Source organism: Dyadobacter linearis, assembly GCF_907165045.1.
Taxonomy (GTDB): Bacteria; Bacteroidota; Bacteroidia; order Cytophagales; family Spirosomataceae; genus Dyadobacter; species Dyadobacter linearis.
Genome location: NZ_CAJRAU010000003.1, coordinates 705827 through 722320, shown reverse-complemented (window position 1 = coordinate 722320; position 16494 = coordinate 705827). Strand labels below are relative to the sequence as shown.

General features: G+C 47.6%; 11 protein-coding genes. 6 read left to right on the top strand and 5 right to left on the bottom strand.

All coding sequences use genetic code 11. The annotated features are described in order from the left end of the window. Positions 1-8: 8 nt before the first annotated feature. On the bottom strand, positions 9-3110 hold the full coding sequence (locus KOD92_RS13415) for a SusC/RagA family TonB-linked outer membrane protein (protein WP_215234078.1): 3102 nt from the start codon (positions 3108-3110) through the stop codon (positions 9-11). Positions 3111-3480: 370 nt separating this feature from the next. On the opposite strand from KOD92_RS13415, the gene KOD92_RS13410 reads away from it, so the two are divergent. From KOD92_RS13410 to KOD92_RS13390, 5 genes are all read left to right on the top strand, one after another. Continuing rightward, on the top strand, positions 3481-4917 hold the full coding sequence (locus KOD92_RS13410; RefSeq protein WP_215234077.1) for a sulfatase family protein: 1437 nt from the start codon (positions 3481-3483) through the stop codon (positions 4915-4917). 68 nt (positions 4918-4985) lie between these two features. Next, positions 4986-6428 carry an arylsulfatase gene (locus KOD92_RS13405; RefSeq protein WP_215234076.1) on the top strand — a complete coding sequence of 481 codons (1443 nt, stop codon included), beginning with the start codon at positions 4986-4988 and terminating at the stop codon, positions 6426-6428. A gap of 96 nt (positions 6429-6524) precedes the next feature. Next, the gene (locus tag KOD92_RS13400; RefSeq protein WP_215234075.1) at positions 6525-6719 is read left to right on the top strand and encodes a hypothetical protein; all 195 of its coding nucleotides are present in this window, start codon (positions 6525-6527) and stop codon (positions 6717-6719) included. A gap of 5 nt (positions 6720-6724) precedes the next feature. Then, positions 6725-7030 carry a hypothetical protein gene (locus KOD92_RS13395; RefSeq protein WP_215234074.1) on the top strand — a complete coding sequence of 102 codons (306 nt, stop codon included), beginning with the start codon at positions 6725-6727 and terminating at the stop codon, positions 7028-7030. A gap of 41 nt (positions 7031-7071) precedes the next feature. After that, the gene (locus KOD92_RS13390) at positions 7072-7254 is read left to right on the top strand and encodes a hypothetical protein (protein ID WP_215234073.1); all 183 of its coding nucleotides are present in this window, start codon (positions 7072-7074) and stop codon (positions 7252-7254) included. 70 nt (positions 7255-7324) lie between these two features. Here KOD92_RS13390 and KOD92_RS13385 read toward each other — a convergent pair whose 3' ends face one another. The 3 genes from KOD92_RS13385 to KOD92_RS13375 all read right to left on the bottom strand — a co-directional run bounded on the left by KOD92_RS13385 (position 7325) and on the right by KOD92_RS13375 (position 11251). Then, a complete protein-coding gene (locus KOD92_RS13385; protein ID WP_215234072.1) occupies positions 7325-7942 on the bottom strand; it encodes a response regulator in 618 nt (205 codons plus the stop codon). Positions 7943-7961: 19 nt separating this feature from the next. Then, positions 7962-9890 (bottom strand): tetratricopeptide repeat-containing sensor histidine kinase, encoded by a 1929-nt coding sequence (locus tag KOD92_RS13380; protein ID WP_215234071.1) that lies wholly within the window; start codon positions 9888-9890, stop codon positions 7962-7964. Positions 9891-10063: 173 nt separating this feature from the next. Continuing rightward, entirely contained in the window at positions 10064-11251 is a 1188-nt protein-coding gene (locus KOD92_RS13375; protein WP_229254662.1) for a M23 family metallopeptidase, read from the bottom strand. 225 nt (positions 11252-11476) lie between these two features. On the opposite strand from KOD92_RS13375, the gene KOD92_RS13370 reads away from it, so the two are divergent. Beyond that, complete coding sequence (locus tag KOD92_RS13370; RefSeq protein ID WP_215234070.1) at positions 11477-12490, top strand: GlxA family transcriptional regulator; 1014 nt, start codon at positions 11477-11479, stop codon at positions 12488-12490. A gap of 35 nt (positions 12491-12525) precedes the next feature. Here KOD92_RS13370 and KOD92_RS13365 read toward each other — a convergent pair whose 3' ends face one another. Further along, complete coding sequence (locus tag KOD92_RS13365) at positions 12526-16302, bottom strand: carbohydrate-binding protein (RefSeq protein WP_229254661.1); 3777 nt, start codon at positions 16300-16302, stop codon at positions 12526-12528. Positions 16303-16494 lie beyond the last annotated feature (192 nt).

Here is a 16494-nt window from a genome sequence, read left to right as displayed (position 1 = left end):
GCAATGCATTAAAGTGAGACGGAAACGCCGAAAGTATAAGTACGCGGCATCGGGCTGTAACCCGACTCAGGATCCCAGCCCGGCCATTTATCGAAAGTGTACAGGTTGCGCACGGAGGCAAAAAGGCGCGCATTGTTCAGCCTGATCTTTTCGGAAATGCTCGAAGGCAAGTTGTAACCCAGCGAAAGATCCTGGATCCGCACAAATGAACGTGGCTTGTAGATCATCACGCCGCCGCCGAATGCATTTTCATTCACATTCAACCGCGCATAATCGTTGATCGGATTGTCGGGCGTCCAATAAGGAATCGCCCAGGTATTCCGGCGATCGTACGTTTCAGAGCCGCGGTGCAAAGCTTCAGCAAACGAACCAATATGCCCCAGATCGGCGCGTACGAATATAGAAGCGGTGAAATATTTCAGGAAATTAACATCGTTGCGAAGCCCCAAACGGAATCTCGGACGCTCCCAGCCGATGAACTTTTTATCAGATAATGCCTCGTAAACCCCATTGTTATTCACATCTTCCGCTTTGAAATCGCCCGGCTCCATACGGTACACTGCGGCTGCATCTTTCTCAGCAGTTTGCCAAACTCCGGTGATATTGTAATTCCAAACCCGGTCGATCGCCTGGCCCGGGAACCACTCGTTAGAATAGTCGGGCAGCTCGCGGGTTACCTGTCTTCCGTCCACCTCAACTGTCTCATAATCACCAAATAGCTCTTTGATTTTGTTTCGGTTCAATGAAAAAACAAAGCTCGACCGCCAGCTTAGTTTCGAGCGGTTCATATTCACGGTATTGACCGTCATTTCAAAACCCCGGTTTCCTAACCTGCCCAAATTCGAAGTCACACTCTGAAAGCCTGTCAGCTGCGGAAGTAGCCGGTTCATGAGCAAATTTGTCGTCGTCATATCGTAGTATTCCGCGCTGAAATCGATCTTATTTTTGAATAAACTGAGATCAGTACCAATATTGATAGACTGCGTACGCTCCCAAACCAGATCGTGGTTCGCTAACGTACTGTTGTATACGCCCACTTGCACATTGGTACCATCGTAATACAAATTCTGCTGCATTTGCGCGAGCGCCGAATATGCCCCGATCTCCCGGTTTCCATTTATTCCCCATGATACACGCAGCTTCATCTGGCTCACCCAGTCGAGGTCGAAAAATTCCTCTTCCGAAATGCGCCAAGCCAGTGCGGCCGCCGGGAAAACCGCCCTTGGGTTTTTAATCCCAAAAGCTGAGTAACCATCGCGGCGCACCGAGCCCGTAAACAGGTACTTATCATTAAAAGTATAATTCAACCGCGCCATCACCGCATCGCCGGTAATGATCGAATCCGCGTTCATTAATGCAGGATTGGTACCGTATTGCAGCCCGTTAAAGCCCAGGTTCTGGTTCGGGACAAATATTTCGTTGCTGATCTGCGTGTACCATTTCCGGTTTCTCTCGGTGCTGTAAAGCAGGGTTACGTCAAAGCTGTGTTTCCCGAATTGTTTGTTCCAATGCAAAAGGTTATCTAAAATAAATTCATAATTGGAAGATTCCTGGCGCGTTCCGTATCCATTTGAATGGTCATTTCCACCGACGATCGTTTGCGACGACCAGAAGTTGTAGTCTTTCAAAAACTGAAAACGCGGCTGGTAGGAGAGCTTGTAATCAATACCAAAAGGTAGTTTTATTTTGGCAAACATACTGGCAAACAAGCTGTTGATCTTTCGGTATTTATCCTGACCATAATAATTGATCAAAGGATTGATACCTCCGGGATAATCGTGCGGGTACCAGTTCACATTTCCCTGCGCATCAAATTCGGAACCGTACGGACTGGTATTGAACATACCCGAAAGATTGGCAGGTACCGCACTTTCATCCCGGTCGGAGAACTGCGTGTTTACACCCACATTCAGCCAATCCGTTACAGTGAAATCCACGTTCAGGCGCGTTCTCAATGCAGAAAACTTGTCGCCGATCACCACACCTTCATTGTTGGTGTAACCCAGTGAATAGTAGTAATTAAACTTATCAGAGCCGCCCGCGACGCTCAGATCATAATTCTGGCGCAGACCGGGCTGCATTACCTTATTGTACCAATCCACCGACTTGCCGGCCTTGTAATTTTCAAGTTCGGTAGGGAAAAGTCTCAATCTGCCCAGCCACTCGTCGGTATTGTCGGGCTGCGGATTATTGCTGGCTTTTCTCCATTGGTCTACGGTTACGCCGGCAGGAAGGTTTTGTGGGTTAAAATAATAGTAGCCGGGATTTCCTGAGTTGGTCACGCGCAATATGTCCCTTCTGAAATCAAGGTAATTGTCGGCACCGAAAGGCCTGAAATCATTGGCCACTTCTGTAATCCCCAGCTCACTTGAAAAGTTGATCGTCGTTTTGCCTTTGGTTCCCTTTTTAGTAGTGATCATCAAAACCCCGGCCGCCGCCCGCGCTCCGAAAACGGCTGTGGAACTGGCGTCTTTCAAAATGTCAATCGTCTCAATATCAGATGGATTAATGTCCCTGATACTGCCATTGAAAATCACCCCGTCGAGCACGATCATTGGCTCGGTGGATGCATTCAGCGATTTAGGCCCGCGTATTTCAAGCGACCCGCCACCAGCTGCGGTGGTAGATTGATTGGCATAAAAACCAGCCACAGTGCCCGTCAGCATATCCGTCAGCTGCGTCATCGACTGGTTTTGATAAGCTTCTTTATTCACCCGCATCACCGCGCCGGTCAGGTCACTTTTCTTCATCGTACCATAACCCACCACTACGAGCTCTTCCAGGTTGGTCAGTGAAGGTTGCAAAATTACATCGATCGCAGATTGGCTGCCGACGGTAACTTCCTGTTTATCATACCCAATAAATGAAAATACCAGAACAGATTCTTTGGCGGCATTGATGGTGAAATTGCCTTCCGCATCCGTGCTTATCCCTTTGTCTGTCCCTTTCACGACCACATTTACGCCAGGGAGGCCGATTTGAGCTTGTTTGTCTATCACTTTTCCTTTGACAGGAATCTCCGTTTGCGCCTGCACAGTAGCTGGTGACGCTTGTACGAGAATTAGTAAACACGCGAATACCTTAAAATAGTAGAGTTTGATCTTGTTCATTTTGAAATGGGTTAAAGGCTGGAACAGTGAGCGGGTACGTACCCGTAATTTTCGAAAACGTTTAGGCCATATAGATTTTTTAGTTTAAAAAAATAAGAAACGGATAGCCCAATGCGCCGCGCGGAGACGCATTGATAAGATATGTATCGGGTACGTACCCGCAAGATATAAATGTGAATTTAATTTTCCAAAAGCATTATTTAAATTTTGCAAAAAATATAAATGAAAGAATATAATAGTGACAAAGCTGCCAATCATAAATAACAGCCTTGTGGACGAAAGAGGTAGAATATCTAACAAAATCATACTTAGGACCTCAAAACAAAGATTATTTGATAAATTCCCTTTCCGTCATAATCTGCATATCCTTATGTTCCGAATCGTTTTAGCTTCTGCTGTTTTTTTTAGTATCTGTTTTTTGGTCGGGTTCCAATCCGCGAAGCCGGCTGCAAAGTCGCCGAATATCGTACTCTTTTTCATTGACGACCTCGGATATGGCGACCTCTCGGTGACCGGGGCGCTGGGTTATCAAACGCCAAACCTCGATAAGCTGGCCGCGGAGGGTACACGTTTTACCAATTTTATGGCAGCTCAGGCAGTTTGCAGTGCGTCAAGAGCTGCATTGATGACGGGCTGTTATCCGAACAGGATCGGTATTTCAGGCGCATTCGGCCCCGGGTCGAAAGTAGGACTCAATCCAAAAGAGGAGACAATTGCGGAGTTGGTGAAGGCGCGGGGATATGCGACGGGGATTTTTGGTAAATGGCATTTGGGCAGCGAGCAGGAATTTTTGCCGTTGCAGCAAGGATTTGATGAATATTTCGGGGTACCATATTCGCACGATATGTGGCCGCTCCATCCGTGGCAGGAACGCGCGAAATATCCTCCATTGCATTGGATCGAGGGTAATAAGCCAGGAAAAGAGATCAAGAACCTGGAAGACGCCAGTGAACTGACGCCGAAAATTACCGAGCGCGCTGTTTCATTTATACGTAAAAATAAAAACAAGCCGTTCTTTTTGTATATCCCGCATCCGCTCCCGCACGTTCCCCTTGCTGCCTCACAGCGATTTCGGGGGAAGAGTGAAAGAGGGATTTTCGGAGATGTTTTAATGGAGCTTGACTGGTCGGTGGGAGAGGTGATGAAAGAGTTGAAAAGTCAGGGAATTGATGAGAATACACTGATCATTTTTACCAGCGATAATGGTCCCTGGCTCAATTACGGCGATCACGCAGGTTCGTCCGGCGGGTTTCGTGAGGGAAAAGGGACTTCGTTTGAAGGCGGGCAGCGCGAGCCTTGCATTATCCGCTGGCCCGGCGTGGTACCTGCCGGCAAAGTTTCCAACAAGCTGCTTTCCACCCTCGATGTGCTGCCTACTATTGCCCGCCTGACCGGAGCCAGCCTGCCGAAAGAGAAAATCGACGGTATCGACTTTACAGATTTACTTAAAGGGGACGAGACCAAAACACCCCGTGAGCAACTATTGTATTATTACCGGAAAAACAACCTCGAAGCAGTCAGAAAGCATAATTGGAAGCTGGTTTTCGCACATCCAGGCAGAACTTATGAAGGTTCAGCTCCCGGAACAAATGGCCAGCCCGGCCTAAGTCCCGAAGACCACGCATTTCCCAAAGCACTCTATGACCTCACCCGCGACCCTGGGGAGAGATACAATGTACTTGACCAGCATCCGGCTATTGTGGCCGATCTGGAAAAGATCGCGGAAAATGCGCGCGAAGATTTGGGAGACGATCTGCAACAGCGGACGGGGAAAAATGTGAGACCGGCAGGTCAGGTAATGCGTTAAAATTGTTAATCAAGTATTACTGCGGTCACAATGTCTTTTTTAATGAATTAAGTGCTTTTTGAGATTCTATGAAGGTTACCTTCTTTAAATTGTGTTTTGCTTTTAGTTTGCTGTCGCCGGCGTTATGGGCACAGTCAGGTAAACCTGCGCGTCCGAATATTGTTTTCATACTTGCCGACGATCTGGGTTACGGCGATGTGGGTTTTAATGGTCAGAAGCTAATCAAAACACCGAATATCAACCGGCTAGCGAGTGAGGGGATGATATTTACGCAGTTTTATGCAGGTACTTCTGTCTGCGCGCCGTCGCGGTCTTCCTTACTGACCGGGCAGCATACCGGCCACACCTATATTCGTGGAAACAAGGCTGTGCAGCCTGAGGGACAGCATCCTATCCCAGATTCAGTGACGACAGTTGCGGAAATCTTGAAAAAATCGGGGTATAAAACGGCGGCTTTCGGTAAATGGGGGCTGGGGCCGGTGGGTTCGGAAGGAGAGCCTGGCAAGCAGGGTTTTGATAAATTTTACGGATATAATTGTCAGAGTCTGGCCCATCGCTATTATCCCAATCACCTTTGGGACAACGATCGCAAAATTGTGCTGGAAGCGAATCAGAACCTTAGGTTTCAAAAAGAATACGCACCTGATCTGATCCAGAAACAGGCACTTCAATTTGTAGACGAACAGGATTCCCGCCAGCCATTTTTTCTGTTCTTACCTTATATATTGCCCCATGCCGAGCTGCTGGTCCCCGACGATAGTTTGTTTCAGCAATACAAAGGAAAGTTTGAAGAGAAATTTCACCGCGGCGCTGATTATGGCGCGAATGCGACAAATGGCGGATATACATCACAGGAATATCCGCGGGCTACCTTTGCGGCAATGGTCGCGCGGCTGGATATGTATGTGGGGCAGGTGGTCAATAAGTTGAAAGAGAAGGGTTTGGATAAAAATACGCTGATCATTTTTACCAGCGACAATGGTCCGCACGTTGAAGGTGGCGCTGATCCGAAGTTTTTCAATAGCAGCGGCGGTTTCAGAGGCGTGAAGCGCGATTTGTACGAAGGTGGCATTCGCGAACCGTTTGCGGCGCGCTGGCCGGGTACGATCAAGCCGGGTTCTAAAAGTGATTATATAGGTGCATTCTGGGATATACTCCCCACTTTCGCAGAGCTCGCACAAGCGGCATCACCACGGGGTATCGACGGGATTTCATTTACAGATGCATTAAAAGGCAAACCGACCCAGAAGAAGCATGACTACCTATACTGGGAATTCCACGAACAAGGCGGGCGGCAGGCTGTGCGGCAGGGTAACTGGAAGGCTGTCAGGCTAAAAGCAGCCGGAAATCCCGACGCGTTGGTTGAGCTCTACGATCTCGCTAAAGACCCGGCCGAAACAACGAACCTCACGCCACAATTCCCAGAAAAAGCCAAAGAACTCGGCCAGATCATGAACCGCGCCCACGTGACCTCAGCGATTTTCCCGTTTGGGAGTCTGGCGACGAATTGAAAAATTTAGCTACCGCAGGATAATTCGAGGAAGTCTATGTTATTTGATTTGTGTAAATCGAATTTCGTAAATTTCATATAAGCATTTGAAAACCTGATGAAAGCGATTACACATATAAATTGGGCATCGGTAATTACCGCAGCACTTTCAGGGATTGGAGGAGGAGCAATGTTGGGCGGCTCGTTGTTCGGATTTTCCGGTGCCGTGACCGGCGGCCTGGTCGGGGCGACCGTTTGTGGCCTGGCTGAGGTCAACAGCGAAAAGCGGATCCGTGGCGAGCAAAATATGTAATGCCAATGGAAGTAACTCCGTTTTTTACCGCCTGCTGGACCGGATTCGGCGGTATAGTATATGTGACAGTTCTAGTATATCAATGCCGAAATGAACAAATCAATTCGTTAGATTTCGGGGCTTCCTGTTTTCAGTTTTTATCTCTCCTCAATGGTTCAAAACAGATCATAGGTGTTTATCAATACTACTATTCCTATGCAAAAACCTTCGAGCTGGATCGCCTCTATCTTGCGTATGGCGGGCTTTGTGTGATGTGGATTGCGTACATCGGTTTAAAGAAAAGATTTGCACTTGCACCGATTGTCGATTAGAGTCAGGAAAATGAGATTGATTTTCTAAAACCTCGCAACGTATGGCCAAAAAGATGGAGCGAATTCCAAAAAACTCGAGCAAGTCTGTTACTATCAATCATGACGCTACCCAATACCTGCTAAGTACGGAAGCCAACAGGAACGAGCTCCTCGAGTCGATTAATCAAGTGAAGGAAGGAAAAACGCGCAAAGTAAAGGTTTCCGATATATATTTCGCTGGGTAATGTAGAGAGCCTTTTCCAGGTCCCGACCCGATTGGAAATATCGCCGAGGCTCAAAAAAAATGCTAATGCATCAAATCAACCCCAATCCAGCTGCAAGCTTGATCAGCGACGCGGTATTGGATACTTCAAACTTCATTAACAGGTTCTGACGATGGGTATTTACGGTTGTGACGCTGATGAAAAGCTGCTCGGCGATCTGGGGGTTAGTAAGTCCTTCTGCGATCAATATCAATACCTCCTTTTCACGTCTGGTTAAAAACGGGACGGTTTTGGGTGGGGCGGAAGAAGTAGCCTGGTCGAAATTTACATTCATAAAATAACCCCCAGCCTGCACCTGCCGGATCGCTTCGAGGATATCTTCTTTTCCCGAACTTTTGATCAAATACCCCGATGCGCCGTTCTGGATCATGCGTGAAACGTAAGCCCGCTCATTAAATGTGCTCAGCGCCAGCGTTTTGACAGTCGGATGTTGCTCTTTGATCTTCTTGCAAAGCTCTATTCCACTGATATCGGGCAGGTTAATATCCAGAAAAGCAATATCTACTTCGTTCGTTTTGAGAAATGAAATAGCGTCGATCGCATTGGAGGCAGTTCCGACTACTTCAAGACCTTCACAGTCAGTCAGTAATGATTTCAAACCTTCCAGTACCAGCGGGTGGTCGTCTACGATCAGGATCTTGATACTCATGGTAAAAGTTTTACTTCAATTAGATTTCAATTTCAACCAATATAGAAGTGCCCTCGCCCGGAGCGGACTGAATATCAAGCCGCCCGTTCAGATAATCTACCCTGGCCTGCACATTCCGGAAACCGGCACCTTTGTTTTGTTCCAGCGCAGCCAGGTCAAATCCCTTGCCATTATCTTCCACAGTAAGGCTCACAACGTGATCGGCTTTGGTGAGCTGCACCTGTACTTCGGTAGCTTCCGCATATTTCAAAACATTGTTCAAAAGCTCCTGAACAATCCGGTAGAGTACGATCTCCACCGAAGAATCCAGCCGTTTTTCCAACCCGAAATGCTGCATGGTCACTTTCAGCGTGCCCGAGGTACTGATACCGTCGCAAAAATCGGTGAGCGCGTCAATCAGTCCGAAGCGGACGAGCGTTTCGGGCATCATACTGTGTGCCACCCGGCGCATTTCACCAATCGCGCCGTCGAGCTGGTTGAGCGCCCGCGTAAACGTCAGCGCGCTTTCCTCTGGCAGAATTACATTTCCTTTCACGGAATTGAGCGTTAATTTGATACCTGACAATAACCCGCCCAGCCCGTCGTGCAGGTCGCGGGCCACGCGCGTTCGTTCTTCTTCCTGACCTTTTAGAATAGAGTTGGTAGCAACAAGTTGCTTTTCCTGTTGCAGCTGCGTAACCTCGTTTTCCGCGATCCGTTTCCTGATCACAATGTTCCTGTAAATGAGCACTGCGATCACCAGAAGTACGATCAGACCGGCGATCAGACCATATATCAGCGTATTTCGGGTTTGCTTTTCATTTTCAAGAATGACGATCTGCTTTTCCTTTTGGGCCGTTTCATATTTGGTATCCAGTTCCTGAAGTTGCTTCTGCACATCGGCTCCCTGTATGGAATCGTTGAGCTGAACATACTTCAATAAATAATCATAAGCCGATCGGTGCCTGTTTTGCCGGTAGAGGTCGGTCGCGTAATCTTCATAGAGCTCGATCAGATGGTCTGTCATACCATTCTCCTCGGCGATTTTGAGCGCCTGCCCGGTATATTCGGCGGATAAATCTGTCTGGTTACTGTCCTCGGCTACAAACATCAGCGCCCGCAAAGCTTCCATTTCCAGAAATACATTTCCTGCTTTTCTGGCCAGTGTCAATGCTTTTTCACCGTAATTCCTGGCTTCATCGAGCTTCTTGCGCGCTCTATTAATTCTGCACAACCCTGTATATCCCTGAATGACAAACATATCCGCGCCAATTTTGCCGGAGATCGCAAGCCCTTCCTTTAAGTGTGTTTCTGCTTCCTTGTACCGTTTCAGATTGAAGTAGGTATTGCCGATATTAGTGATCAGATCGGCGAGTTGCAGACTATCTTTCTGCTGCCTCGCAAGCGAAACGGCCTTTTGCTTGTAAGTCAGCGATTTTTCAAACAGGTTGGCGTGTTCGAAAGCCGAGCCGATATTTACGTAAAGTCGCGGGAGATATTGTGTCGCTCCGAGCTTTTCGAGATTACCAGCGGCCTGCTGGTAGTATTTTACAGCCTCTCTGAAATTGCCGAGATAGGTATAGCTTGCCGCGATATTGGCCTGGCTTTTTGCCATATTTAGCTGGCTTTTCATCTTCCTGGCGATCACCAGACTTTCCTTATTAAGTTTCAGTGCCTGCTCAAATTTCCCTTTGAGGTTAAGAACATAAGTGTAATAGGTAATGTACTTGAAGCTCCCAGCCGGGTAGTCCAGCTTTTTGCTCAATTGGCCTGCGAGAAGATAATACTTGGCTGCGCTGTCCAGATTTTCATTTTCAAGAACCTGTCCATAGTCAATATAAGCGAGAACGCGGTTGGTATCTTCCCGACTGGATTGAATGCGTTTCAAAATCGCTTTTGCGTCACTCTCTTGCGCGGCTGCATCCAGGCATAGCAGGACGAAAAATGCGACTTGCAAAACTGATTTCATAGATTATTCGGAGGAGTTGAGCTGGAAATAACGCTTGCAAAATTCCGAAATAAATCACTTCAATAAAATCGTATAAAAGCATGATTTTTCAAGTCTCCTGCTTTTATACGATTGATTGACAAAAAGATGCGGGTATTACCTTTGCATCTTCAAACAGGGAATAATTGCTGGTATCAATCCGAAATCGCCGCAGTACTTTCTGTACGCTGCCTCTGATAGGCTTGCAGCGGGACAGTGGGAATATAGCCTTTTGTTCCATCTTCCAGCTGCACGCGGAATCCTTTGGACATTTCTCCAATAACCCGCAGAACGGTATTTTGGGGCAGCGACCGGATCAATTCCGTTTTTTGAAATTGTGCTGATGTGAACAAGTTGACCTTTCTTTTTAGTGTAACAGTATCTCCCAACCATTTGGACATTTCGGGCAAGCCGGGCACTTTCTCCGGCCTGTCGTTGATAAACGGCAAAGGGTTCACCGCACCCTGCCCGCGCTGATATATCCCAAAATGCAGATGAGGCGCAGTAGTGATCGCATTGCCGGTATTTCCGACGAGTCCCAATGTATCTCCCAAAGTGACGCGCTGGCCGGTGGATACCAGCTGGCTGTCCAGATGTGCGTAATACAACGAATAAGGGCTGGAAAGAGACGAAAGGAAAACTACTTTTCCGCCAAGATTGTTAGTACCTGTCTGCGTAATAAAGCCACTTTCAGACGCCACAACCGGCGTTCCTTTTTTTGCCCGGATATCAATGCCTTCATGCGAACGTACTCCGCCGTCGCGGTCGGCGCCCCAAAAGCTCATTACGTCGCCCATGCCACGGCTCGCGACGGGGAATGCGAGTGAAGGTAAAGTGGTGAGGGATAGCGATACCGCAATGTGCTCATTCAGACCTGTTTGCAGGCGCAATAGCAAAGTATCCTTGTCGTAATTCGTGTAAGTGAGTGATTGTCCATCCTGGCGCAGGTAGTCCAGTCGCTGCGTTTTGCCGTTTTGTTTCACTTTATATAATTCCACAAAAAGGCGGCTGCTTGAATCACTATCTGCCCGATTCGGCGTAATGATCAGCTTTCTTCCATCTGGAATATGCAATCGGATCGCCTGCGCCGGTACCGAGTCGCCCAGGAAAAAACGCTCCTGATACGGAGCGACGGAAAATACCGAGTCACGCAATACCGCCTCGCCCACGCGGAACCAGGTTTGTCCGGCTGCTGTCTTTTCCATTTTGGCCTTCAACAAATCGCGCTCATAATGCTCCTGAGGCGTAACCGGAAACCAATGCGAAACCGGCACCGGCTTACAACCCACCAGCACAGCCAACACAAACAAAATCAGCAAACTACTATTTAATATCTTCATCATTTCATCACAAGTTCGGTGGAACTCCTAACAAATCCATGCCATAAATGGCAGAGAGACATTCGTGTAAATTCGTGCATTCGTGGCCAGAATAATCCAATCTATTCTCCATTAAATAAAAACTTAACGCGAAATAGTAACTTAACAGGGGTATTTAGGACAAATTTTTTCTATATTGACAGCCACTTCATTTCCCATCATACTTTTTTAAATCCGTATTTGACAGCCATGGTACAACTAGGTCTTTTGATTACGAATAGGCACCGCTTGCTCAGTGTGGCGGCTATTCTGGATGTTTTTGAATCTGTAAATACGTTTTGTAAAGAAGCAGGGCAGGAGCCGGCGTTTAATATAACGCTGTTCTCTCCCGAAAAAGAACCGGCCCCATTTTATGGGTCGTATTCCATGCAATCCATTGAAAATGCGTCGGCACAGAACCTGATTCTGGTGCCTGCATTCGGCGCGGGTGATGTCAAAGCCTCGATTATGGCAAACCAGATGTGTATTTCCTGGCTTTCTGAGCAACATAAGAACGGCGCCGAACTCGCAAGTTTTTGTACCGGCGCATTCCTGCTGGCTGCCGGTGGTTTGCTGAATGGCCGCGAAGCCACCACGCATATTGACTCGGCCCAGGCGCTGGCAACCAACTTTCCGGATGTGATCATGAAAAGCGACGCCGTGGTGACCGACGATAGAGGTATATACACAAGCGGCGGGGCAACCAGCAGTTTTCATCTGATGCTTTATCTCATTCAGCATTACTGCGGGAAGGAGCTCACTTTGCGGACTGCCAAAATGTTTGCGATTGATATGGATCGTGAGCAGCAGACATATTTCGGGACTTTTAGCCCGTCCCTCAATCACGGCGACGGACTGGTTAATCTTGCCCAGCAAAAAATCGAAAAGGAATATCAGGAAGGAAGTACCATTGAAACGCTTATTCAGGATATTCCCGCGAGCAGGCGAAATGTAGTGAGAAGATTCAAACAGGCGATTGGCGTAACTCCGATCGAATATTTGCAGCGTACGAGGATTGAGGCGGCCAAAAAGCTGCTCGCGCAAACAGACCAAAGTGTGTTGGAAGTAATGCTGAATTCGGGTTATAACGATCTGAAATCGTTCAGGCAACTATTCAAGAAAAGCACCGGCGTGACGCCTAAAGAATATCGTGACAAATTCAATATCGCCCGGCTTGAAAGCAGCGCGCGACTTGAAAGGCGCATTGCCGGAACAGCATATTAACAAGAAAATGGCCTGATTCGTCAGGCCATTTTCGTTTAGTTTATTTTCGCTACTTTTCGGAACGCGTGTTCCTGTTCCTGGCTGACTTCTACAATGTACATGCTCGCCGGGAAGTGTGCGATATTGATCCGGTGTGAAAACTTGTTACCAGGCTTATTCACCTTCGAAGTATGGTGGAGGCGGCCGGTCGCAGCTTCGAATATCTTGATCTCTACCTGTGAGTTTTTTTCGTTGGCCAGATCAATGCTGATAAAATCAGTGGTAGGATTGGGGAAGATATTAACTTCCGCGTGCAGCACTTCTTCAACTATTGGTGCCGCGATTTCAACCGGGGCCATTCTTGCATTTGAATTGTCGGCTATTACGAAAATCGGCGTTTCGCCAGCTGTAACGGTAACTTGTCCGTCTATAATCGGCAGTTGCTGTGAGCTCATATTGTTACTTCCAACCTGCGGGGTGAAGATTTTCGCTACGCCCGCTTCATTAAGATTCAGGGTATATTCAGCTGTGCGGCCAACTTCATCCGGCACGGTCAGAACGTACATTGATTTTCCATCCAACTCGTAGCGATCCACAATAGGATCCGAGTTCAGGGTTTCCTTGTAGCGGTAGTTCCCAAATTGTTTATTAACCTGAAAAAGATAATCCGCAGCCGGGCGACGGGTCTGATCGGAGTTGAGCAGGCCGGAAGTTCCGAACATACCTGAACCGTTGTTATCGTCATACATCTGATAGTAAAATACCTTCTCAATCCCTGATCTTGCCGAAACAAGAGAAGTTCTCAATATCCAGTCAGCCTGGGTAACCAGCTCTGATTTGCTACCGATCGCGATCGCTTTCAAAGGACTTCCCTGATTGATATCATAACCCGTTTCGGTGATCCAAACCGGCATATCCTGAGAAACTTCGTGAGATGTTTTTACATAATCATCAATAATTCTCTTTGCATTGACATTCTCTGGCGCGCTACCACGCGTGGAAGTGCCGCTCTGGGTCATAGTCGAATTGTCGATATACAAATGGAAATTGACAATATCCCAGCACAGATTCACGCTTCCGTCAGACTTATAACCACGGAATTCCCTGCACCAATCCACCATTCCTTTGATATAATCCGACCCGGTTACCAATCCCGCGATCACGACTTTCATATTCGGATCAGCATTTTTTACACCAACACCAGCTCCCAATGTGTTTTTATGACCATCATAAAATGCAGATAAATTAGCAGCATATTCCCGCGCAGTCTGGTACGCTTTGCGGCCTTTCCACCATTTGTCACGCTCGTTATCACACTCAATGTATTTGACAAGATTCAAACCGATCTTAACCGAATTTGGAACGTCATTATACCACCTCGGCGTGCTGTGCGTGCTCAGCAATGCAGGATCCACGGCTGTGTTACTGCCATATCTGGCCGCATATTGAAAGCCCATTTTTGCCTGTTCAATATAAGATGCAGGCGCAGCAAAGTCCATTCCAAAACGTACAGGCGTATTTTCATTGTCGCGCTCGCCCGCAGGGTAGCTGTCCAGCATCCAGCCGGGAAGCGTTTTCAGACAAGCCAATACTTCAATATTCTCAGCTTTGCAGCGCTCGTAGATCGCATCGTAATTCCAGCCGCCGGACATAGTTGGGTTGTAGGAATAGACACCCTCCTGCGATTCCAGTTTTTCCCAGTCCATATAGTGACGGAAGCCGGAAAAGCTTTTAGCCGCATTCATCAGCGGCTCGTTGATCACCTGAGGATTGTTACCTACCTCAAAATTCCACTCATAACCATTTACACCAAAAGTATCACCCAATCGAACCGATTTGTGAGGGACCGGCGAAGCGCCTTGTGTAGGTGGCGTGTAAGTGCCGTAAAATTCTATTTCCGTAGGCATTACACCTTGTATCCTCAGTACCAGGTATTTAATATTGCCGACAACTGAATTGAGCTTAAACTTTTCTTCCTCCGAAAGCTGCGCATCCGGGTAAGGCCCAACCCAGCTATTGTATTCATATCCTTTAAAAGAAGCGATTTCAATGCGTTCCCAATTGCTTGTGATCACGGATAAAGTCATCGGAGCCTGTGCCGCCGAGCCTTCGTGATCGAAGAATTTAATGCTTTGCAAACTCATTTGCTCACCTTCCAGCAACGGATAATAGGCTTCATAATCATTCACAACTTTCCCCCAGCCGGTATTCACACTTACTTGTGTGTTACCGTCGAAGAGCGGTTCCAGTGAACTGGACGCATTTGTAAGTTGGTACCACCGCTTGCCGTCGATCGTGATCTTGTTGGAAGGAGTAGAGGGAGAATTGGGATGAACCTCTTGCGTACGTGAAACGGGAGAGGCTGCGGAAAAGGAAGTACTCTCAGTTTGTGAAGCAGTAATAACCGCGCTGCCCTCGCCGACGACGCTGGCCTGCCAGTTCGATCCCGCATTGGAAACGGTGATCACAGCTGTATTGGAAGAAGAAAACGTGATCGGAACCTCGGTATTGGTACTTGTGGCTGTTAATGTAAATGGCCCGCTTGTAACGCTTTTGGCGGGCAGCGCGTCAAACGAAATCACGCCGGCTGGTTTCTGCACATTTACAGTTTGTACCTCAAACCAGTTAAAATTAAAACCGCCCCTGTTTGCATATAAACGCAGTACCTGATGTCCCGCCGGCAGGTTCAATGTGTCGCCGAACGTTGCATAACTTTGCCAGCCACCGGTCCAGGGGATATTCACCGCGCCCAATACGTTTCCAGCTTCGTTTTTAATTTCAAATAATCCATTCCCCTGTGCGCTTGCCACACGAAGATTGAATGCATACGGTCCGGCGGCGGGAACATTGACATGATAATCCATCCAGTCGCCATTATCAATACCACTCACATTCATCGTCCCATCCGAATCATTCGAATTTTCGGTCTGTACACTATAAATGTTGTGAAACTCTTCGGCCTGTATTTTTCCCGGGATATTGTGGGTCAAAAGGGGCACAGTACCTGCTACTTCAAACCAGTCAAAATTAAATGCGCCTCTTGTGGCTTGCAGTCTGATAATGTGGCTTCCGGCTGTGAGCGTCGCGGTTGTGCTTACCGTAATATAGTTTTGCCAGCCGCCTGTTCTCGGAATGCTCACCTGTCCGAGCGAAGGCCCGCTGCCATCTTTGATCTCAATTAACCCGTCGCCCCACGCATTGGCTACCCGAAAGAAAAACGAGTACGTACCCGCAGCGGACACATTTACATTGTAATCCAGCCAGTCATTGTCGTCAATATCAGTAACATTCGCTCCACCACTGGCACCCTGCGCAGACTCATTTCTCACATTACTTGCCAGCTCGAAATTCTCACTTTCCACTTTACCGGGCAGGGATATTGCAGACGGAGCTGCCTCGAACCAGTTGAGTGCAAAAACGCCGCGCTCTGCATAAAAACGAATGGTCTGATCTCCGTGGGGCAGTAGTGCGAACATATTCACAGTTGTCCAGCCTTGCATACCACCGGTACGTGGGAGTGTTCTCTGGCCTAAAACAGTACCGTTTGCCCCTTTGATCTGCAAAGACGCATTGTCACTAAAACCATTGGCAATACGAACTTTGAAAGTATAAAATCCTGCGGAAGAAGTATTTACGTGGTAATCTACGTAGCTGCTGTCGTTCATCCAGCCAACATCCAGTCCGCCGCCAGCGTCTTCTGTGGCTTCTGTTCCTACACCGGAAATAGCGTCGTAATTTTCAGCTTCGATTTTTCCCGAGAGGGCGCGGTAAGTTTGCGAGAAGCCATTGACGCCCGTCACGAACATGACGATGATAAGTAAAAGATGTTTCATGCGAGGAGAGGTAAAACTTACTGTGAATATAGTATTTGTTCGTAATGATAGCTAGGTGGGTTTTGTAAAAAAATCAAAAGTTAGTGTGAATAGTATCGAAAAATAGAACTTTGCTATTATTGTAAATAATAATACCCATTTTTGGGTGTGGCGGCGCTTCTCTCTTATGTAGAAGGTTTTTAGGGAACGGTA